The organism is Noviherbaspirillum sp. FW303-A3, from assembly GCF_058788695.1.
Genome location: NZ_JBYTAZ010000001.1, coordinates 480211 through 499883, shown reverse-complemented (window position 1 = coordinate 499883; position 19673 = coordinate 480211). Strand labels below are relative to the sequence as shown.

Below are 19673 nucleotides of genomic sequence, written 5' to 3'. Positions count from 1 at the left end.
GGCCCGTATTTGAACGGTATTTACTGCTGTGCCCGCGGGCCGGCAAGGCGGTTGAAATGGCCATCAGTGTTTTCGAGTTGTTCAAGATTGGCATCGGGCCGTCGAGTTCTCATACCGTGGGACCGATGCGCGCCGCGTTGCAGTTCACCACCGGCCTGAAGGAAACCGGTCGGCTGGAGCAGGTCGCGCAGGTCAAGGCGGAGCTGTACGGCTCCCTTGGCGCAACGGGCAAGGGGCACGGCAGCGACAAGGCTGTCATCCTTGGCCTGCTGGGCGAGGCGCCCGACCTTGTCGATACCGACACGATCGATGCGAGACTGGCGCAGGTCAGGGGCGCGAAGCGGATTGCCCTGCTGGGTGAAGTCGAGATTTCCTTCGTCGAAAGCGATCACCTGCTGCTCTACAAGCGGCAATCCCTGCCGCATCACCCGAACGGCATGCGTTTCACCGCCTATGACGGCAGCGGCACCGAGATCGAGAGCAAGGTGTATTACTCGGTCGGCGGCGGATTCGTCGTCAATGAGGATGCGGTCGGCGCAGACCGCATCGTGCCCGATACCACGCCTGTCCCATATCCCTTCAAGAGCGCGGAACAGTTGCTTGCGACGTGCCGCGACAAGGGGATGTCGATCAGCCAGTTGATGCTGGAGAACGAAAAGGCCTGGCGCCCCGAGGAAGAGACTCGGCGTGGCTTGCTGCGCATCTGGCAGGTGATGCAGGAGTGCGTCAGGCGCGGATGCGAGAAGGAAGGTACGCTGCCCGGTGGACTGAAGGTCAGCCGGCGTGCGGCGGAGCTGTACCGGAAGCTGTCGAGCCAGCCGGAAGCCAACCTGCGCGATCCGCTGACGACCTTGGACTGGGTCAACCTCTACGCCCTTGCCGTCAATGAAGAGAATGCGGCTGGCGGACGCGTCGTCACCGCGCCGACGAATGGCGCCGCGGGCATCGTTCCCGCGGTGTTGCACTACTACCATCGCTTTGTGCCGGGGGCGAGCGAAGAAGGCGTGATCCGCTTCCTGCTGACAGCCGCCGCCATCGGCATTCTGTACAAGGAAAATGCGTCGATTTCCGGTGCCGAGGTCGGCTGCCAGGGAGAGGTCGGCGTGGCGTGTTCGATGGCTGCAGGTGCGCTGGCCGAAGTCATGGGCGGCACGCCCGAGCAGGTCGAGAATGCGGCGGAAATCGGCATGGAACACAACCTCGGCCTGACCTGCGATCCGATCGGCGGCCTGGTGCAGGTGCCGTGCATCGAGCGCAATGCGATGGGCTCGATCAAGGCGATCAATGCGGCAAGGATGGCATTGCGCGGCGACGGACACCATTTTGTCTCGCTCGACAAGGTCATCAAGACCATGCGCGAGACCGGCGCCGACATGAAGATCAAGTACAAGGAGACTGCGCGCGGTGGGCTCGCGGTCAATGTGATCGAGTGCTGATTCGATCTTTTGCGATTCAATAAAAAAGGAATGGAATGATGGAAACCACGCAAGCTCTTGCCCGTACGCCGTTGTACAACCTGCATGTCGAACTCGGCGCGCGCATGGTTCCGTTCGCAGGGTATGAAATGCCGGTCCAGTACCCGACAGGCGTGCTGAAGGAGCATGCGCATACCCGTACGCAAGCAGGCTTGTTCGACGTGTCGCACATGGGCCAGGTCCGCTTGTCCGGGCCGGATGCCGCAGCGGCTCTGGAGTCGCTGATGCCGGTCGATATCGTCGACCTTCCGGTCGGGATGCAGCGTTATGCGGTGTTCACTAATGAACAGGGCGGCATCCTGGATGACCTGATGGTATCCAATGGTGGCGACTACCTGTTCGTCGTCGTCAATGCGGCGTGCAAGCAGCAGGATGTGGCGCACCTCAAGAAGCATATCGGCAACCGCTGCAAGGTCGAGGAGCTGGCCGACCGTGCGCTGCTGGCGCTGCAGGGACCAGCAGCCGGCGCGGTCATGGCGCGGCTTGCGCCCGAGACAGCGAAGATGGTCTTCATGAACACGGGCACGGTGAACCTCGTTGGCGTTGAATGCTTCATCAGCCGATCCGGTTATACCGGCGAGGACGGTTTCGAAATCTCGGTGCCCAACGACAAGGCGGAGGAATTGGCGCGCCTGCTTCTCGCACAGCCGGAAGTGGCGGCTATTGGTTTGGGTGCACGTGATTCGCTGCGCCTGGAAGCAGGACTGTGCCTTTACGGGCACGATATGGACACCGGTACGACGCCTGTCGAAGCCAGCCTCGGCTGGGCCTTGTCGAAGGCTCGCCGCGCGGACGGTACCCGTCCCGGCGGTTATCCGGGGGCTGACATCATCATGCGCCAGCTGGCAGAAGGTATTGCGCGCAAACGCGTTGGCCTTCTCGTCAAGGACAGGATGCCCGTGCGCGAAGGCGCCGACCTGGTCGATGGCGAAGGTCGCACGATCGGCAAAGTCACCAGCGGCGGATTCGGTCCGACCGTTGGCGGCCCCATCACCATGGGATATGTGGAGACCGCGCATGCGAAGATCGGTACTGCACTGCAGGCGATCGTGCGTGGCAAACCGGTTCCGGTGGAAGTGGCGAAGACGCCGTTCACGCCGCAACGTTACTACCGCGGCTGAGTAAGTGCGATGAGCGATCCGAAGACCTTGGCGGACACCCAGCCCGCGCAGCAACGCAGCGTGAAGACTGGCGAGAAAATGCGCGGCGCCGACAAGATGGCCCGCATCCCGATCAAGATTGTTCCCACGGAGCCGTCGCAGTATTTGCGCAAGCCGAAGTGGATTCGCGCGGAGTTCACCGGCTCGCGCGAAGTGCAGCGTCTCAAGGCAGTGCTGCGCGAGAACAAGCTGCATACGGTATGCGAGGAAGCGAACTGCCCGAACCTCGGCGAATGCTTCAAGAGCGGGACGGCGACCTTCATGATCATGGGCGATATCTGCACGCGGCGCTGCCCGTTCTGCGACGTGGGCCACGGCCGTCCCAATCCGCTGGATCCGGACGAGCCGAAGAACATGGCGGAGACGATCAAGGCAATGGGTCTCAAGTACGTCGTGATCACGTCTGTCGATCGCGATGACCTGCGTGACGGCGGTGCGGCGCATTTCGCTGCCTGCATCACGGAGACGCGTCGCCTGAATCCGGGGATCGTGATCGAGATCCTTACGCCGGATTTCAGGGGGCGGGTCGATACCGCGCTCGCCATCCTCGACGAGGTGCCGCCCGATGTCTTCAACCACAACCTCGAAACGGTGCCGCGCCTCTACAAGCAGGCGCGCCCGGGAGCGGATTACGATACGTCTCTCGATTTGCTGGAGCAGTTCAAGCAGCGGCATCCGTCAGTGCCGACCAAATCGGGCCTGATGCTTGGGCTTGGCGAGACGATGGAAGAAGTGGAAGCAGTCATGCGCGATATGCGCGCGCATGGCATCAACATGCTGACACTCGGACAATACCTGCAACCGAGCGCGCACCATTTGCCGGTGTCCCGCTATGTCACACCGGAGGAGTTCGAGCAGCTGCGGGTGACCGGGGAGAAGATGGGTTTTACCCATGTTGCGTCGGGACCGATGGTGCGCTCCTCCTATCACGCCGATCTGCAAGCGAAGGGAGAGTTTTCTCCGGCGGTTCGTGACTAAGAAGCAGATGTCGGGTGAACTTGCCTATTGGAATCGCCCTTGAGTTTTTTTGTTTGAAATCAGGAGGATGCGAGACTATCAACAGGGTTATCAACAAAGTTCTTCACAGTTGCCGTGGATAACTTTTGATCGATCCTGTACCTGATGTTTTTTCCGGTGAAGATCATTGCGTAATCGCAAATACGCGGCCCCTCGGCGTAACTATGATGAAACCGGTCCCTTAAGCCTCCCAGGAAGTATTTGCCCGCCTTGTCGCGGGCATTTTTTTGTCATTCCTGACAAGAACCTTTCTTCGTTACACCTTCTTACATGTGCGTTGAGATTTCTCAATCATTCCCTGTCGCAAATTCAGCATACTTGCAACTCAGAAAATTCCTACCTCCCTCCACCCACGAGTAAGCGCCAGGCCATGAAAAAGAAGCTTGATACCGACGACGTCATTGAGAACTTGATCGCTGCCACTCTTGATGAAGATGCAACATCGCGACAGCGGCATCTCTTTCGCGAAAGCCTGCGAAGCCTCGTCCGCCTTGCGAAGTCAGAACAGGTTGTTGAAATCAAGACAAACGTACGCCGCTTGACCGGTGCATTGGAAGTGCATTCCGCGCGCCGGCGAGCAAAGGCAGTACTGCTGGCGCAGCGGTTGCCTGGACTGCTTGACCAAGGGCAACAGCAGTTCGAATTCAAGCAGTAAGATTGCCGCTGCCGCAGTGCGAATTGCGGCAGTGGAATTGCCTCCTCGTACCGACTGCCATGTCGGTATGCCGAGCGGATAGAATTGGAAGGCAGTAGAATGTATTCAACGATTGTCCGCGCGTCAGCGGCAATCGCAGGCACTGTTCCCATTTATTCGCTGCACAGCATGAAAGTCTATAACCTCATTTGCGAGCACGATCACCGTTTCGAAGGCTGGTTTTCCTCGGAAGACGACTTCAAGGCCCAGAGTGATGCGCATATGATCCAGTGCCCGGTGTGCGAAAACCACGTCGTACGAAAGCTGCCGTCGGCGCCGCGTCTCAATCTCTCCGGTGCGCAGGAAAGCAAATCCGACGTCGAGCAGGTCCAGAAGCAGTTCCTTGAAATGGTCCGCAAGATCGTCGCCAACACCGAGGATGTCGGAGAGCGATTTGCCGAGGAAGCCCGCCGCATCCATTACAACGAAGTGCCGGAACGCGCCATCCGCGGTGTTGCATCGGTGAAGGAATTCGCAGAGCTTTCGGAGGAAGGAATCGATGTTCTTCCGCTGCCTGTTTCCGACACACTGAAGCGGCCGCTCCAGTAGCTCCTCGACTTCCACTGCATTGACAAGTCGTCAATGCATTTCCCTATACAAGTTTTATTCGCCACATATTGCAAAAATCCGCTGTATAATATTTTTCGAACGGTCGTGCTATTAGCCGGGACAACAAGGAGACAGCATGGATTTGAACTATTCTGCGGAAGATTTGGCCTTCCGCGACACGGTTCGCGCCTTCCTCGAAGCGAACCTTCCCAAAGACCTGCAGCAGAAGGTCCTCAACCACAAGCGTTTGTCGAAAGAAGACTTCGTTCGCTGGCACAAGATTGTGGCCAAGCAGGGATGGGTCGGTACCGGATGGCCGGTCGAGTACGGTGGAACGGGATGGACGCCGGTGCAGCGTCATATCTGGGAAGAGGAGTGTGCGCATGCCGGTACCCCGGCGATCCTGCCCTTCGGCGTGAACATGGTTGCGCCGGTCATCATGGCCTTCGGCAATGATGCGCAAAAGCGCCATTACCTGCCGCGCATCCTCAACTGCGACGACTGGTGGTGCCAGGGGTACTCCGAGCCGGGTTCCGGTTCCGACCTCGCATCGCTCAAGACCCGCGCAGAACGCCAGGGCGATCACTACATCGTCAACGGCCAGAAGACCTGGACCACGCTGGCGCAGCATGCCGACATGATCTTTTGCCTCGTGCGCACTGATTCGAATGCACGCAAACAGGAAGGCATTTCCTTCCTCCTGATCGACATGCATACGCCGGGCATTACCGTGCGTCCGATCATTATGCTCGACGAAGAGCATGAGGTGAACGAAGTCTTCTTTGACAACGTAAAGGTGCCGGTGCAGAACCTGATCGGAGAGGAAAACAAGGGCTGGACCTACGCGAAATACCTGCTCGGCCACGAGCGCACGAACATCGCCGCGGTTGGCCGCGCCAAGCGTGAACTGGTATTCCTGAAGCGTCTCGCCGCCAAACAGATGAAGGGTGGCAAGTCCTTGCTGGAAGATCCGGTGTACGCCGCTAAGGTCGCGAGCCTGGAAATCGAAATCATGGCGCTCGAGATGACCGTCCTGCGCGTGCTATCCCAGGAAAGCTCCAAGCGCGGCCCGGGCCCGGAAGCATCCATGCTGAAGGTGAAAGGCACCGAGGTGCAGCAGACGTTGACCGAATTGATGGTGGAGGCAGTCGGCCCGTACGCGATGCCGTTCGACCCTGCCTATCTCGAAGGCGAGCAAGAACACAGCATCACGCAGGACGATGACGCCGCACCGCTGGCGCCATACTACTTCAATTTCCGCAAGACATCGATCTATGGCGGTTCCAACGAAATTCAGAAAAACATCATCTCCCAGATGATCCTGGGACTGTGAGGCGGAGACGACAATGGACTTCAACTACACACCAGAGCAGCAACAATTCCGCGATGCGCTGCGCCGATTCATCGACAAGGATTACACCTTCGAGCATCGCAACAAGATCGTCCGTTCCGAGCAGGGCGTTTCCGACGAGGCATGGGCAACGCTGACCGAACTTGGCATGACGGCGTTGCCGGTCCCGGAAGAGCAGGGCGGCTTCAACGGATCCGCCGTGGACATGATGGTGGTGATGCAGGAGCTGGGGCGTGGCATTGTGATCGAGCCGTATTTTGCTACCGTACTGGGCGCGCAATTCCTGAAACTCGCCGGCGGCAATGGCGAATTGCTGGAGCAGGTGGCCGGCGGCGCATTGAAGCTGGCAGCTGCGCTGGGTGAAAAGCAATCACGGCACGAACTGTTCGACATCGCTACTAGCGCCAAGGCGGATGGCGACGGCTACGTCCTCAACGGGACAAAGACCGTGGTGATCCACGGCGCGCAGGCGGACAAGCTCGTGGTGTCTGCTCGTACCGGCGGAGGCCAGCGCGATACGGACGGCATTTCGCTGTTCCTTGTGGATGGCAATGCCGCTGGCGTGACGCGCAAGGACTATCGCACCATTGATTGCCAGCATGCTGCAGACATTGCTTTTGCCAACGTACGAGTTCCTGCGTCCGCCCTGCTGGGCAAGGCCGGCGCCGGCTGGGAAATCCTCGACGCTGCGACCGACTACGGTGCCGCACTCCTGTGCGCGGAAGCCGTCGGCGCGATGGACGCGCTGAATGCCGCCACGCTTGAATACCTGAAAACCCGCCAGCAGTTCGGCGTGCCGATCGGGAAATTCCAGGCGCTGCAGCACCGCATGGCGGAAATGTTCATGCAGGCCGAGCAGGCGCGCTCGATGGCAACGCTGGCAGCGGTCAAGGTTTCCTCATCCGACGCGAACGAACGCCGCCGTAACGTGTCCGCCGCAAAGGCGCGCGTGGGCCAGGCATTGAAGTATGTCGGCCAGCAGGCAGTGCAGTTGCATGGCGGCATGGGCGTGACCAACGAACTGCCGGCGGCGCATCATTTCAAGCGCCTGACCATGATCGAACTGACCCTGGGCGATACCGACTATCACCTGGCACGGTTCGCTTCTTTGCCTGATTTCCGGAAGGCGGCTTGACTCAAGAGGGGGGCGACCATGTCGCAACTGAAGTGGTACTTTGAAGATTTCGAAGTTGGCAAGACCATCGATGTGGGATCGCGAACAGTATCCGAAGAAGAGATCGTCGAGTTCGCAACGAAGTATGACCCCCAGCCTTTCCACGTCGACAAGGCGGCGGCGGAAAAGTCGATGTATGGCGGCATCATTGCCAGCGGCTGGCATACCTGCGGGATGATCATGCGGCTGATGGTCGATGGTTTCCTCAAGGAAGCAGCCAGCCTCGGTTCGCCGGGCGTCGACGAGATCCGATGGATCAAGCCGGTGCGTGGCGGCGACACGCTGCATGTGACGACTACCGCGCTGGAGGTGAAACCCTCCGCCAGCAAGCCGGATCGCGGTGTCGTCGTGACGCAGTGGCAGGCCAGGAACCAGCACGGCGAACTCGTGGCGACGATCAAGGGCATGGGCATGTTCCATCGCCGTCCGAAGTAAGCCGCAACATATAACAAGTATGGAGACAGCATGCGACATATCGCATCGGTAGCAGAACTCAGGGAGCTGGTCGGCAAGGAAGTCGCCGTGACCGAGTGGTTCACCGTCAATCAGGAGCGCGTCAACCAGTTCGCCGACGCAACCGGGGACCATCAATGGATCCATCTCGACGTCGAGCGCAGCAAGAAAGAATCGCCGTATGGAACGACCATCGCGCACGGATTCCTGACCTTGTCCTTGCTGCCCATGATCATGCAAAGCGCCGTGTCCATGCCGGAGGCGAAGCTGAGCGTGAACTACGGGCTCAACAAGGTGCGTTTCCCGGCACCGGTACCCGTGGGCAGCAGGGTGCGCGGGCGAATGGCGCTGAAAGATGTCGAGGATATCGAAGGCGGCGTTCAGGTCACGTGGGCGGTGACGATCGAACGTGAAGGCGGCGACAAGCCGGTGTGCGTAGCGGAGTCGATTGCACGGCGCTACGAATAAGCCCGCCTCGAAAAAAATGCGCCTCCCCACCTTGCCGGTGGCGGAGGCTTTTTTACGTCAGTGGCGCTGGTATTGCGTGGCGCCGAAGAGCATTTCACGCGCCTTGTCGTCCGTGATCGGTTTGTTGTCCGAGGCCAGCACGGCTACACCGCGCTCGACAGCAGGGCGGGCTGCGATTTCATCAAACCAGCGTTTCGCATGCGGATAGTCAGCCCAGTCGATTCCCTGGTTCTTCCACGAACGCAGCCACGGGAAAGTCGCGATATCGGCGATCGTGTATTCGTCACCGGCGAGGTAGGCGCTATGCGAGAGCTGCTTGTCGATCACGCCATACAGGCGCTTCGCTTCGTTCGTGTAGCGATTGACCGCGTAGTCGATCTTCTCTGGCGCGTAGATGCGGAAATGGTGGGTCTGGCCAAGCATGGGGCCGACACCACCCATCTGGAACATCAGCCACTGCAATGTGGTGAACTTTTCGCGATCCGTCCTGCCGAGGAATTTGCCAACCTTGCTGGCGAGGTAGACCAGGATCGCGCCGGATTCGAACAGCGAGATTGGTTTGCCGTCAGGACCATCCGCATCGACGATGGCGGGAATCTTGTTGTTCGGCGAGATCGCGAGGAAGTCCGGGTTGAACTGGCCGCCTTCACGGATATTGACGTGGCGGATGCGGTAGGGGAGGCCGCATTCCTCCAGCATGATATGGACCTTGTGGCCGTTGGGCGTCGCGGCCGAATAAACATCGATCATTATTGTTCTCCTGAGCTGGGTTCAAAACCGCTGCACGATTATGCAGCGGTTTTGATTTCCATGCTCAGGAACGCGTGATCGGCAGTTCCAGGTCTTTCTTCGGGATCGGGATGTGCTTGGCCAGTTCCAGTTTGGCGATGGCGTTGCGGTGTACTTCATCCGGACCGTCGGCGAGACGCAGCGTGCGGTTGCCGGCCCACTGGCCGGCCAGCGGGAAGTCGTCGCAGACGCCGCCGGCGCCGTAGGCCTGGATCGCCCAGTCGAGCACCTTCTGCGTGACGTTGGGGGCCAGCACCTTGATCATGGCGATCTCTGCCTTCGCATGCTTGTTGCCGACCGTGTCCATCATGTACGCGGCTTTCAGCGTCAGCAGGCGCGCGGTGTCGATCATGATGCGCGATTCGGCGATGCGCTCGTGCCAGACGCTTTGTTCCGACACGCGCTTGCCGAAGGCGACGCGGCTGTTCAGGCGCTTGCACATCAGTTCGAGCGCACGCTCGGCCACGCCGATGGCGCGCATGCAATGGTGGATGCGGCCGGGGCCGAGGCGGCCCTGCGCGATCTCGAAACCGCGGCCTTCACCGAGGAGAATGTTCGATGCCGGCACGCGCACATCTTCGTACAGGATCTCGCAATGGCCGTGCGGCGCATCGTCATAACCAAAGACCGGAAGCGGACGCTTGATCGTCACGCCCTTCGTATCGGTGGGAACGAGGATCATCGACTGCTGCGAATGGCGGGGCGCCTCCGGATCGGTCTTTCCCATCAGGATGAAGACCTTGCAGCGCGGATCGCCGGCGCCGGAGATCCACCATTTGCGGCCGTTGATCACGTACTCGTCGCCGTCGCGCTGGATGCGGGTTTCGATGTTGGTGGCGTCGGAGGAGGCGACGGCCGGTTCGGTCATCGCGAAGGCCGATCGGATTTCACCGCGCAGCAGCGGCTCGAGCCACTGGCGCTTGTGCTCTTCCGTGCCGTAGCGTTCGATCGTTTCCATGTTGCCGGTGTCCGGTGCGGAGCAGTTGAACACCTCGGGCGCCCAAGGTACGCGTCCCATGATTTCGCACAGCGGAGCATAGTCGAGATTGGACAGCCCTTCCGGTGCACGGGCGGACTTGGGCAGGAACAGGTTCCACAGGCCTTTGGCGCGCGCCTTGGGCTTGAGGTCTTCGACGATCCTGGTCGGAATCCAGCGGTTGCCTTTTTCGCGGCCGTTGCGGTCGACTTCTTCCTCGAAGGCTTTCTCGTTCGGATAAACGTGCTCATCCATGAACTTGAGCAGCTTTTCCTGGAGTTGCTTGCAGCGGTCTGAGTATTCGAATTCCATGTTGTCTCCTCGTACTGTCGGCAATGCGTTCTAGTGGTTGCCCTGCGATCGTTCTATTCGCCGGAAGCGTATTTCCAGCCCATCTCCGCCATCGGTCGCGCCGCCTTGCCAGCCTTAAGCGCCTGCTCGCTGGATGCGGTGCCGTCGACATAACGCTTCATGATGCCCTGCAGGATGCCGGCCATGCGGAACATGTTGTAGGCGAGATAGAAGTTGAAGTCTTCCTTGCGAATCGTCTTGCCGGTGCGCTCGCAGTATTTCGCGATGTATTCCTCTTCGCTCGGAATGCCTAGGGATTTCCAGTCGAGTCCGCCGATGCCGCGGAACTGGCCCGGAGGAATGTGCCAGCTCATGCAGTGATAGGAGAAATCGGCCAACGGATGGCCCAGCGTCGACAGTTCCCAGTCCAGCACCGCGAGCACGCGCGGCTCGGTCGGGTGGAAGATCATGTTGTCGAGGCGGTAGTCGCCGTGGACGATACTCGTGTCGTCGCCGGGAGGAATATTGTTCGGCAGCCATTCGATCAGGTTATCCATCGCCTCGATCTTCTCGGTCTCGGAGGCCTTGTACTGCTTGGTCCAGCGGTCGATCTGGCGGACGAAGTAGTTGCCCGGCTTGCCGTAATCGGAGAGTCCGATGGCGTTGTAGTCGATGGTGTGCAGTTGCGAAATGACGCGGTTCATCTCGTCGTAATGCGCGGCCCGCTCGGCTTGCGTCATGCCCGGCATAGATTGGTCCCACAGGACGCGGCCCTGCACAAACTCCATGATGTAGAAAGCGCGGCCGATGATGGATTCGTCGAGGCAGAGGGAATACTGTTTCGCTGCAGGGAATCCTGCCTTGTTGAGCGCGTCCATCACGCGGAATTCGCGGTCGATCGCATGGGCGGAGGCGAGCAGCTTGGCGGCGGGACCCGGCTTGGTGCGCAGCACATAGCTCTTGCCGTCGGCCGTCAGCTTGAAGGTCGGGTTGGACTGGCCGCCGTTGAACTGCTCGACAGCCAGCTCGCCGCTGAAGCCTTCGACATGCTGGCGCATGTAGTCCTGCATTGCGCCGACATCAAACTTCTGGCGATCCGATACCGGACGCGTGCCCATGAATTCTTCGAACATCATGTCTCCTTTGCGAAAACGAGCGAAATAGTTATCGCCACATTCTACAACAGAAAAACGTACGGTCGTGCGATTCTATGGGTTTTATGCGTTCCGGCCAGGGTTACAGTCCGCGGGACTTCTTGTACTGGTCGAGCAGCACTTCCATGGTGGTGTGCCGCGTCTCGCCCTGGAGCTCCGAAATCGGCGAATAGTTGACGATCCGGACGACCCAGTCGGCATGCGCCTCGCCCACGTCAATGGCATTGATGCAACCCGCAGTCTGGGCGAGGTTGCCAAGGAAAAGCCGCTGATTGGTGAGCGCATACGACAGGATGGCGCGATTGACGCCGCCATGCAGCACGAGCAGCACCGTGTCCCACGATTTGTCCTCGCGGAGACGGTCGATGCATGGGTGGACACGATCCATCAACTGTCCGATGGTTTCGCCTCCCAGGAATTGACGCTCCTCCGGTACGAGGCCGTCGAAGGCGCCGACAAATGCTTCTTTCAGGCTTTCATCGGGGATCGCCGACAGCTTGCCGCCGCGAAGTTCTTCCAGGTCTTTCCAGCGTTCGAGTTCGATATGCTGGCCGGTTTCGGCAAGCACGCGCGTTGCTGTCTCCACCGTGCGCGGCAGTCCCGATACGATGACGCGGTCGAACTTCAATCCAGCCTGTGCGAAGACTTTGCCCGCGGCTGTCGCTTGTGCACGACCGAGTTCGTTCAGCGGGACTTGTTCGGGAAGGAAGGGTTTGCCCTGGTCGTCGAAATAGGTGACGCTGCCATGGCGCATCAGGTAGACGCGCCGTCTCTTGTGTTCTGTCATTTGTATTGCGGTTTTCTTTTCTCAAGGAATGCCGAGATGCCCTCGAGGGCATCCCGGTCGTGAAGGCTTTCGACGAAGTGCCGCTTTTCCGATTCGAAATGCTGTGCCAGCGAATTCATCTGTGCCTCATTTGTCAGAGACTTGATTCGCTCCACGGCGTTCGGTGAAAGCGCGGCAAGGTCGTCCGCCCAGGCGAGCGCACTGTCGAGCGCGGCACCGTCGGCGACAACACGGTTGACGATGCCGAGGTCGTGCAGGCGCGGTGCAAGGACAGGCCTGCCTTCAAGCAGGATCTCGGTAGCGAGTTGCCGGGGAAGGGCGCGGGTGATGAACCAGGAGGCGCCACCGTCCGGTGTGAGGCCGACCTTGACGTAGGACATCACAAATTTCGACGAAGCGCCGGCAACGATCAGGTCGCAGGCCAGCGCGAGGGAAAAGCCGGCACCGGCGGCGGTGTCTTCCACTGCGGCGATCACGGGCTTCGGACAGTCGCGGATGGCCTCGATCCAGCCATGCAGGTTGTCGATCGATTCCGCCTGGACGGCTGGAGGTTTGCTGCGGTTTTCCAGCAGGCGATTCAGGTTGCCTCCCGAGCAGAACACCTGGTCGGCGCCGGTGATGACGACGGCACGTACCGACTCGTCGCGTTCCGCGGTCGAAAGCGTTTCGATTGCTGCGGCATACATGTCGGGGTGCAGGGCATTCCTCGCACCGGGATTGGACATCGTCAGGATCAGCGTGGCGTCCTGGCGTGACGCTTGGAGTTCGGCGGACATGGTCTGGTTATGTAAATGGAATCAACCCCTATTATTGCCGAAATGCGTCGTGGAGGTTGTGCATTGCGCATTTCCTTGTGCTGCGCCACTTCGCTTCCTGCGGTAAGCTTTCGCCACCACAAGCATAAAATCACAGGAGACAGCATGCTCAAACTTTGCGGATTCGCCGGAAGCAACTACTACAACAAGGCCAAGCTTGCCTTGATGGAAAAGGGCGTGGCGTTTGAAGAAGAACTGGTCTGGACAGATCGCTCGCCGGAACTGCTGGCACGTTCGCCGCTCGGAAAGGTGCCGTTCATCGAAACCGAACAGGGCTACCTGTGCGAGTCGCAAGTCATCATGGATTACATCGAGTCCGCTTATCCGGACAAGCCCTTGCTGCCCAAGGATCCGTTTGCCGCTGCCAAGGTGCATGAACTGATCACCTTCATGGAGCTTCACCTCGAACTGGTGGCGCGTGAACTGTATGCGGAAGCATTCTTCGGCGGGAAGGTGTCCGACGAGATCAAGACGCGCACGCATAAGCTCTTGTCGCGCAACGCGAAGGCGTTTGCGAAGCTGGCGAAATTTTCTCCGTATGTTGGCGGTGCGGAGTTCACGATGGCCGATTGCGCCGCGCTGGTCCATCTGCCGGTGGTCAGCCTGACCTCCAAAGCCATTTACGGGGAAGATGTGCTCGCCGACCTCCCGGTGCGCGAGTACACGAAGATGCTGGGCGAGCGAGCGACGGTGCAACGCATCAACGCTGACCGCAAGGCAAATCAGGAATTGATGATGAAGCGGATGAAGTAAGGCATCACGCCTAAGGATCAGAGCGCGGCTTCTTCGCCCCAGAGCTGCTGCATGCTGAACGGAAGCATCGCCTGGTCACTCGCGAGGGCTTCCCTGATGGCATACAGTTCCTTGCTTGTATCGCGCTGGATGGGAAATGACAGCGGCGCACCGCGCGGACCGATAAAGGCGTGCACGACCGGCGTGGCAGGTGCCGTGCCGCGTCGTGTCACAACGCCGATTTCACCATTCTGCAGCCGTACGCAGGATCCCGGCGGTGTTGGTCCGAGTTCCTTGATGAAGTAGGCGGCGAGCAGCGGATCGGCCGGTTTTCCTCCCGTGATCAGGACATCGCGCAATGCGGCGCTCGGGAGCAGCGACTTGCGGTATTTGCGAGTCGATACGGAAGCGCTGTAGCGGTCGGCATAAGCAAGGATGCGGGCATTCTGCGGGATCTCCTTCACTTCCTTGCCGAGCGGGTAGCCGGAACCGTCTTCGTTTTCATGGTGCAGAAGGATGTAGGAGAGCCAGTCCGGATTGGCGATACCGACTTGTTTCAACACCTCGATCCCCTGCGCCGGATGCGACCGGATCAATTCGGTTTCCCGTTCGGACAGCGGCTCCTGCTTGGTCAGCAGCACGTCCTGCTGGCGCAGCATGGCGATATTCATCGTCAGGGCTGCTGCCATGATGATTTGCGTTTCCTCGGGAGCCTTTTTCATCGCCCGCGCGATCAGGGATGCCACCAGCGCGGAATCGATGCAATGCCGGACCGCATACTTTCCCGCAGCCTGGTTCAGGAAGAGGCTCGCCAGGACGACATCGGAATTGATGTTGGCGGCATACTCCAGTGCCTTCACGACTTCCAGTATCTTGGCTTCTGCCTCGGGTTCATTTCCAAGGTTGTACAGCAGGCGCTCAAGCCGTTTGTTGGCGAGATTGATGAAGCGAAGGGCAGAGGGGATTTCGCGCGTTGCCGCATGTTGAGCCTCCCTTTTTGCCTGGGCGGCACGTTCGGCCTGGCTGGCGTCAATGAAAAGGCCGCGCTCGACGAGCTCTTCAGCCTGGCGTGTCGACGCCACTATCTGTCCGCGTCGTAGCAACAGCTTGTTGCCTGCCCCATACACATCCCAAGGCAACGGCTCGCCAATGACAATGTCTGCAATGCTCAGGCGCCGCTGATCAACCATGCTGCCTCTCTCCTCTAACAGGCCTGCAATGATGGGCGTTGCTTGAATTGTTGCTGTTATGTTATCGGGCGCTCACGCTCGCCCGAATTGCATCCAGATTGCGGCGATGCAGTCGCCGTCGACGTATAGATTGGATATCGGTTGCGCCGTCTGAAACCTTGAATTCAGGATAAGAAAGTTTTCAAAGTGTTGCAAGTCTTTCAATTGCCTTGCGTAGCGTCTCGTCCTTCTTGGCGAAGCAGAAGCGTACAATGCCGGACTCCTTCGGCTGGTTGTAGAACGCGGAAACAGGAATGGCGGCCACGCCCATTTCTGTCGTCAGCCATTTCGCGAACTCAGCTTCAGGCAGGGATGAAATCGCCGAGTAGTCGACGCACTGGAAGTAGGTGCCGTCGGAGGGCAGCAGCTTGAACTTCGTTCCTGCCAACCCTTTGCGGAACAGGTCGCGCTTGTGCTGGTAGAAGGCGGGCAGTTCGGTGTACGGCGCCGGGTTCGTCATGTACCTGGCAATGCCATGCTGCACTGGCGTGTTGACGGTGAAGACATTGAACTGGTGGACCTTGCGGAATTCCGCAGCCAGCGACGCAGGCGCGGCGACATAGCCGATCTTCCATCCGGTGACGTGGTAGGTCTTGCCGAAGCTCGAAATCACGAAGGAACGCGAAGCGAGTTCCGGATAGCGGCACACGGATTCGTGGCGCGCACCGTCATACACCATGTGTTCGTAGACTTCATCGGAGACGATGAGGATGTCCGTCCCGCGCACGATGTTTTCGAGGGCATGGATATCGGCTTCCCGCAGCACCGAGCCGGTCGGATTGTGCGGCGAGTTGATCATGATGAGGCGGGTCTTCGGCGTGACTGCTGCGGCGACTTTCTGCCACGGCACCGAGTAGCCTTGCGGGCCGACTTCCATCTGTACGAACACGGGTGTGCCGCCTGCCAGTTCGATCGACGGGACGTAGCTGTCGTACACCGGCTCGATGACGATCACTTCATCTCCAGGATGCACGCAGCAGAGGATGGCGGTGAGGATGGCTTGCGTGGCGCCGGCCGTGACGGTGATTTCCGTGTTCGGATTGTAGGCATGGCCGTAGATCGCCGCGACCTTGGCGGCGATCGCTTCGCGCAGGGCCGGAACGCCCGTCATCGGCGGATACTGGTTGAATCCATCCTTCATCGCCTGGGTGACTGCGTCCACCAGCAGCGGATCGCAATCGAAGTCAGGGAAACCTTGTCCGAGATTCACCGCTCCTTTTTCGGCAGCCAGCGCGGACATGACTGTGAAAATCGTCGTGCCGACGTTGGGCAGGCGGGATGGGAGCGCAGCCAGTTGCGCGGCGGTGGAAAGAGCAGGGGACATGGGCGTATTCATGCGCGATGAAATCGGGACAAAAAAATCATTTTATACAAGCCCGGGGTCGGGTGCCCATTTGTCCGGCGGAATGATGGAGAACAGGCCGGCCCGGGCAGTTTTCCGCGCCAGTTTCAGCAAAGCCTTGTCCTTCGTGATGAGGAAAAGCGCGCCGGCGTCGCGGGAGAGTTCGAGGAATTTCTGGTCGTCGGGATCCTTGCACACTGGCAGAGGAATGTCGCCGCGCGGCAGCAGGCTTTCGGGAGGGAGACATTCGACCAGCGCATCGAACTCCGCTTGCACGCGCGGCCTTGAATCTTCATCCAGCGGCAGGTGCGGGTAGCCGAGCACGATCAGCCATTCCGTCCGGCAGTCGTGGCGCGTGACGGCTTTGACGCTGCCATCCCTTAACGCGGCGAGCAGCGCCGTCCAGCGTGGATCGCGAAAGACGAACAGGTCCAGGCAGACGTTCGTGTCGATGACGATGCGTTTCGGTATCATTGCCGCAAATTTTCTTTCTGCCGGACTGCTCCTGACATGCTGATTGTTCTTTCACCCGCGAAAACGCTCGACTATGACACACCTTTGACGACCGACGAACATACGCTTCCGGATTTTATCGAGGACTCCGCCGAACTGGTTGGCGGGCTGAAACAGCTCTCGCCGGCGGACTTGTCGAACCTGATGGGCATTTCGGACGCGCTGGCCGTCCTGAACGTGACCCGCTTCGCGGAATGGTCGAAGAAGTTCACGAAAAAGAACGCAAGACAGGCCATCCTTGCCTTTAACGGCGACGTTTACGAGGGCTTCGATGCCGGCTCGCTCACGGCGAAGCAGCTTGCGTACACGCAGTCGCATGTGCGCATCCTTTCGGGGCTGTACGGTGTCCTCCGTCCGCTCGACCTGATGCAGCCATATCGTCTTGAAATGGGTACCCGGTTCGTCAATGCACGGGGCAAGGATTTGTACGCATTCTGGGGCGGGCAGGTGACCGAGGCGCTGAACAAGGCGCTGGCTGCGCACAAGCGCAAGGTACTGGTCAACCTGGCATCGGAAGAGTACTTCAAGGTGGTGCGGCCGAAGCTGCTGGATGCCGAGGTGATCACGCCGGTGTTCGAGGACTGGAAAGGTGGCCGGTACAAGGTGATCTCGTTCCATGCAAAACGCGCCCGGGGGATGATGGCGCGCTTTGCGGCGGCAAAGGGCATCACCCAAGTCGAGAAGCTGAAGGAATTCGAAGTCGAAGGCTATGCTTACGATGAGCGGGCCTCTACGGAAAACCACTGGGTTTTCCGCCGCAAACTCGAAGCCTGAAAAGTAAAAAGCCTCCGTGTTCCGGAGGCTTTCTTTCTGGATTTACCAGATCTTCCACCACGGCGTGCTGGCCTGCGGGCCGCCCCTGAAATAGGCGCTGTTCGGGAAAGTCGCCTTCAAGACGCGTTCGGCGTCGTTGCGCAGGTCGGGCAGGCCCATTGCGTCATACGACTTCACCATCACGTACAGTGCTTCTTCAATTGCCGGGGCATCACGGTAGTCGGCAACTGCCTGTTGCGCCCGGTTGGCGGCGGCAACGTAGGCTCCGCGACGGAAGTAATAATTGGCGACGTGCACCTCGTACTGGGCCAGCGCGTTCACCAGATACTTCATGCGCTCGATCGCATCCTTGGTATAGATGCTGTCCGGGAACCGTTCAGCCAGCTGCTTGAACGAGTCAAATGCGTCGCGCGCCGCCTTCGGGTCACGCTCGGCGGGGTCCTGTTTGGACAGGAAATCCAGGAAGCTGATCTTGTCGTTGAAGTTGATCAGGCCGCGCAGGTAGTACATGTAGTCCACGTGCGGGTGGTTCGGGTGCAGCTTGATGAAGCGTTCCACCGCTGCCAGCGCCTGCGGAGCGTCTCCCTGGCGATAGTGAGCGTAGGCAATTTCCATCTGCGCCTGCTGCGCATAGGTGCCGAACGGATAGCGGGATTCCAGCTTTTCGAAGTACTGGATCGCCTTTTCGTATCCGCCGGCCGCCATTTCATCGCGTGCCTCCGAGTATAATTTCGACGCTGACCAATCCTTGGTTTCGTCGACCTTCTCGGGGAACAGGCCGCACCCGGACAGGGACAAAGCAAGGGCGATGGCAGCCAACTTCAACGAACTTTTTTGCATGACGTTTGCGCGAGCACTTCGGGACAAGGCCACGATTATAGCCGATGGTGCATTGCTGCAGCGATACCACACGAAACGCCTATTTTGACCACCACCCTGCCAGAAACCGATATCGACGACGGCGACGAATACGAAGGCGCCCCGGCCGATTCGTCACCGCTCACCCTGAAACTCACGCCTGAATTTTGCGGCGTGCGCCTGGACAAGGCATTGTCGCAGCTGTTGCCGGAGTTCTCCCGCAGCCGCCTGCAGCAATGGATCGACTCCGGCCACGTCACCGTGGACGGACAGCCTGCACGCGGGAAGAACACCATGCTGGGCGATGAAACCATCGTCGTCGAACCGCAGGCGGTCCCGGAAGAGCAGGCCTTCAAGCCTGAGGAAATGACGCTGGCGATCGTCCACGAGGACAAGGCCATTGTCGTTCTCGACAAGCCGGCCGGCCTTGTCGTGCATCCGGCCGCCGGAAACTGGACGGGCACGCTGCTGAATGGCTTGCTGCATCATGCGCCGGCACTGGCCAGCGTGCCTCGTGCGGGTATTGTCCATCGGCTGGACAAGGAAACCAGCGGATTGATGGTCGTGGCAAAGACATTGCAGGCGCAGACCGACCTTGTCCGCCAGTTGCAGGCGCGGACGGTCAAGCGCGAATACCTTGCCCTTGTCTGGGGGCAGCCCCAGGTAAGCGGCCGGATCGAGGCTGCGATCGGACGGCATCCGCGCGACCGCATCAAGATGGCGGTGTCGCATCACGAAAGCGCCAAGCCGGCGGTCACCCACTACAACCGGCTCGCGACGGGCACGCTCGACGGCCGTCCGGTCAGCCTGATCAAATGCAGGCTGGAAACGGGGCGCACGCACCAGATCCGCGTGCACATGCAATCGATCGGGTTCAGCCTGGTCGGCGACCCTCTGTACGGAAAGCCGCATCTCGCGTCGGCTTTTCCGCGGCAAGCCTTGCATGCTTTCCGGTTGGGGTTGGTGCATCCGGCGTCGGGAAAGGAACTTGAATGGATGGCCGACCTGCCGGCCGATTTCGCCGGCCTGCTCGATCGGGCGGGATTCGGCGGTGTTAACCTGGACTAGGGAG

At 59.7% G+C, this 19673-nt stretch carries 21 protein-coding genes; 12 read left to right on the top strand and 9 right to left on the bottom strand.

The annotated features are described in order from the left end of the window. Positions 1-56: 56 nt before the first annotated feature. From AC3WOY_RS02395 to AC3WOY_RS02355, 9 genes are all read left to right on the top strand, one after another. Positions 57-1436: an L-serine ammonia-lyase gene (locus tag AC3WOY_RS02395; protein WP_492420776.1), complete on the top strand. Its 1380-nt coding sequence runs from the start codon at positions 57-59 to the stop codon at positions 1434-1436. A 35-nt stretch (positions 1437-1471) separates the two neighbouring features. Further along, positions 1472-2596, top strand: coding sequence for a glycine cleavage system aminomethyltransferase GcvT (gene gcvT, locus AC3WOY_RS02390; RefSeq protein ID WP_492420775.1), 1125 nt, complete (start codon positions 1472-1474; stop codon positions 2594-2596). Positions 2597-2674: 78 nt separating this feature from the next. Further along, a complete protein-coding gene (gene lipA / locus AC3WOY_RS02385; RefSeq protein ID WP_492429151.1) occupies positions 2675-3613 on the top strand; it encodes a lipoyl synthase in 939 nt (312 codons plus the stop codon). Between the two features lie 409 nt (positions 3614-4022). Further along, entirely contained in the window at positions 4023-4307 is a 285-nt protein-coding gene (locus AC3WOY_RS02380; protein WP_492420774.1) for a hypothetical protein, read from the top strand. A 168-nt stretch (positions 4308-4475) separates the two neighbouring features. After that, positions 4476-4895: a DUF1178 family protein gene (locus AC3WOY_RS02375; protein ID WP_492420773.1), complete on the top strand. Its 420-nt coding sequence runs from the start codon at positions 4476-4478 to the stop codon at positions 4893-4895. 136 nt (positions 4896-5031) lie between these two features. Then, on the top strand, positions 5032-6228 hold the full coding sequence (locus tag AC3WOY_RS02370; RefSeq protein ID WP_492420772.1) for an acyl-CoA dehydrogenase family protein: 1197 nt from the start codon (positions 5032-5034) through the stop codon (positions 6226-6228). Between the two features lie 13 nt (positions 6229-6241). Then, complete coding sequence (locus AC3WOY_RS02365) at positions 6242-7381, top strand: acyl-CoA dehydrogenase family protein (protein ID WP_492420771.1); 1140 nt, start codon at positions 6242-6244, stop codon at positions 7379-7381. Between the two features lie 18 nt (positions 7382-7399). Then, on the top strand, positions 7400-7855 hold the full coding sequence (locus AC3WOY_RS02360) for a MaoC family dehydratase (RefSeq protein WP_492420770.1): 456 nt from the start codon (positions 7400-7402) through the stop codon (positions 7853-7855). 30 nt (positions 7856-7885) lie between these two features. Continuing rightward, on the top strand, positions 7886-8341 hold the full coding sequence (locus AC3WOY_RS02355; protein WP_492420769.1) for a MaoC family dehydratase: 456 nt from the start codon (positions 7886-7888) through the stop codon (positions 8339-8341). Positions 8342-8398: 57 nt separating this feature from the next. Here the strand turns inward: AC3WOY_RS02355 and AC3WOY_RS02350 are convergent, their stop codons facing one another. The 5 genes from AC3WOY_RS02350 to AC3WOY_RS02330 all read right to left on the bottom strand — a co-directional run bounded on the left by AC3WOY_RS02350 (position 8399) and on the right by AC3WOY_RS02330 (position 13114). Further along, complete coding sequence (locus AC3WOY_RS02350) at positions 8399-9091, bottom strand: glutathione binding-like protein (protein ID WP_492420768.1); 693 nt, start codon at positions 9089-9091, stop codon at positions 8399-8401. A 64-nt stretch (positions 9092-9155) separates the two neighbouring features. After that, complete coding sequence (locus tag AC3WOY_RS02345) at positions 9156-10418, bottom strand: acyl-CoA dehydrogenase family protein (protein ID WP_492420767.1); 1263 nt, start codon at positions 10416-10418, stop codon at positions 9156-9158. 53 nt (positions 10419-10471) lie between these two features. Next, the gene (locus AC3WOY_RS02340; protein ID WP_492429149.1) at positions 10472-11530 is read right to left on the bottom strand and encodes a phosphotransferase; all 1059 of its coding nucleotides are present in this window, start codon (positions 11528-11530) and stop codon (positions 10472-10474) included. A 103-nt stretch (positions 11531-11633) separates the two neighbouring features. Further along, positions 11634-12338, bottom strand: a complete 705-nt coding sequence (locus AC3WOY_RS02335; RefSeq protein ID WP_492420766.1) for a histidine phosphatase family protein — start codon at positions 12336-12338, stop codon at positions 11634-11636. Beyond that, positions 12335-13114, bottom strand: coding sequence for an oxepin-CoA hydrolase, alternative type (locus AC3WOY_RS02330; protein WP_492420765.1), 780 nt, complete (start codon positions 13112-13114; stop codon positions 12335-12337). Before AC3WOY_RS02330 ends, AC3WOY_RS02335 begins: the two co-directional genes overlap by 4 nt. A gap of 144 nt (positions 13115-13258) precedes the next feature. Here AC3WOY_RS02330 and AC3WOY_RS02325 point away from each other — a divergent pair, with 144 nt between their 5' ends. Further along, positions 13259-13906 carry a glutathione S-transferase family protein gene (locus tag AC3WOY_RS02325; protein WP_492420764.1) on the top strand — a complete coding sequence of 216 codons (648 nt, stop codon included), beginning with the start codon at positions 13259-13261 and terminating at the stop codon, positions 13904-13906. A 17-nt stretch (positions 13907-13923) separates the two neighbouring features. Here the strand turns inward: AC3WOY_RS02325 and AC3WOY_RS02320 are convergent, their stop codons facing one another. The 3 genes from AC3WOY_RS02320 to AC3WOY_RS02310 form a co-directional block, all read right to left on the bottom strand. Beyond that, positions 13924-15075 (bottom strand): HD-GYP domain-containing protein, encoded by a 1152-nt coding sequence (locus AC3WOY_RS02320; RefSeq protein ID WP_492420763.1) that lies wholly within the window; start codon positions 15073-15075, stop codon positions 13924-13926. Between the two features lie 181 nt (positions 15076-15256). Next, complete coding sequence (locus tag AC3WOY_RS02315; protein WP_492420762.1) at positions 15257-16438, bottom strand: pyridoxal phosphate-dependent aminotransferase; 1182 nt, start codon at positions 16436-16438, stop codon at positions 15257-15259. 42 nt (positions 16439-16480) lie between these two features. Beyond that, complete coding sequence (locus tag AC3WOY_RS02310) at positions 16481-16930, bottom strand: PIN domain-containing protein (RefSeq protein WP_492420761.1); 450 nt, start codon at positions 16928-16930, stop codon at positions 16481-16483. Positions 16931-16966: 36 nt separating this feature from the next. Here AC3WOY_RS02310 and yaaA point away from each other — a divergent pair, with 36 nt between their 5' ends. Beyond that, positions 16967-17743 (top strand): peroxide stress protein YaaA, encoded by a 777-nt coding sequence (gene yaaA, locus AC3WOY_RS02305; protein WP_492420760.1) that lies wholly within the window; start codon positions 16967-16969, stop codon positions 17741-17743. 42 nt (positions 17744-17785) lie between these two features. On the opposite strand, the gene AC3WOY_RS02300 is transcribed toward yaaA, so the two are convergent. After that, entirely contained in the window at positions 17786-18583 is a 798-nt protein-coding gene (locus AC3WOY_RS02300) for an outer membrane protein assembly factor BamD (RefSeq protein ID WP_492420759.1), read from the bottom strand. Positions 18584-18667: 84 nt separating this feature from the next. Here AC3WOY_RS02300 and AC3WOY_RS02295 point away from each other — a divergent pair, with 84 nt between their 5' ends. Next, positions 18668-19669, top strand: coding sequence for an RluA family pseudouridine synthase (locus AC3WOY_RS02295; RefSeq protein WP_492420758.1), 1002 nt, complete (start codon positions 18668-18670; stop codon positions 19667-19669). Positions 19670-19673 lie beyond the last annotated feature (4 nt).

Coding starts and splice junctions, on each gene's coding strand:
- AC3WOY_RS02375 (WP_492420773.1), top strand. CDS start 4,476: ATGAAAGTCTATAACCTCATTTGCGAGCACGATCACCGTTTCGAAGGC.
- AC3WOY_RS02315 (WP_492420762.1), bottom strand. CDS start 16,438: ATGTCCCCTGCTCTTTCCACCGCCGCGCAACTGGCTGCGCTCCCATCC.
- AC3WOY_RS02345 (WP_492420767.1), bottom strand. CDS start 10,418: ATGGAATTCGAATACTCAGACCGCTGCAAGCAACTCCAGGAAAAGCTG.
- AC3WOY_RS02300 (WP_492420759.1), bottom strand. CDS start 18,583: ATGCAAAAAAGTTCGTTGAAGTTGGCTGCCATCGCCCTTGCTTTGTCC.
- AC3WOY_RS02335 (WP_492420766.1), bottom strand. CDS start 12,338: ATGACAGAACACAAGAGACGGCGCGTCTACCTGATGCGCCATGGCAGC.
- AC3WOY_RS02365 (WP_492420771.1), top strand. CDS start 6,242: ATGGACTTCAACTACACACCAGAGCAGCAACAATTCCGCGATGCGCTG.
- yaaA (WP_492420760.1), top strand. CDS start 16,967: ATGCTGATTGTTCTTTCACCCGCGAAAACGCTCGACTATGACACACCT.
- AC3WOY_RS02380 (WP_492420774.1), top strand. CDS start 4,023: ATGAAAAAGAAGCTTGATACCGACGACGTCATTGAGAACTTGATCGCT.
- AC3WOY_RS02320 (WP_492420763.1), bottom strand. CDS start 15,075: ATGGTTGATCAGCGGCGCCTGAGCATTGCAGACATTGTCATTGGCGAG.
- AC3WOY_RS02330 (WP_492420765.1), bottom strand. CDS start 13,114: ATGTCCGCCGAACTCCAAGCGTCACGCCAGGACGCCACGCTGATCCTG.
- AC3WOY_RS02325 (WP_492420764.1), top strand. CDS start 13,259: ATGCTCAAACTTTGCGGATTCGCCGGAAGCAACTACTACAACAAGGCC.
- AC3WOY_RS02395 (WP_492420776.1), top strand. CDS start 57: ATGGCCATCAGTGTTTTCGAGTTGTTCAAGATTGGCATCGGGCCGTCG.
- AC3WOY_RS02350 (WP_492420768.1), bottom strand. CDS start 9,091: ATGATCGATGTTTATTCGGCCGCGACGCCCAACGGCCACAAGGTCCAT.
- lipA (WP_492429151.1), top strand. CDS start 2,675: ATGCGCGGCGCCGACAAGATGGCCCGCATCCCGATCAAGATTGTTCCC.
- AC3WOY_RS02310 (WP_492420761.1), bottom strand. CDS start 16,930: ATGATACCGAAACGCATCGTCATCGACACGAACGTCTGCCTGGACCTG.
- AC3WOY_RS02340 (WP_492429149.1), bottom strand. CDS start 11,530: ATGTTCGAAGAATTCATGGGCACGCGTCCGGTATCGGATCGCCAGAAG.
- AC3WOY_RS02370 (WP_492420772.1), top strand. CDS start 5,032: ATGGATTTGAACTATTCTGCGGAAGATTTGGCCTTCCGCGACACGGTT.
- AC3WOY_RS02355 (WP_492420769.1), top strand. CDS start 7,886: ATGCGACATATCGCATCGGTAGCAGAACTCAGGGAGCTGGTCGGCAAG.
- gcvT (WP_492420775.1), top strand. CDS start 1,472: ATGATGGAAACCACGCAAGCTCTTGCCCGTACGCCGTTGTACAACCTG.
- AC3WOY_RS02360 (WP_492420770.1), top strand. CDS start 7,400: ATGTCGCAACTGAAGTGGTACTTTGAAGATTTCGAAGTTGGCAAGACC.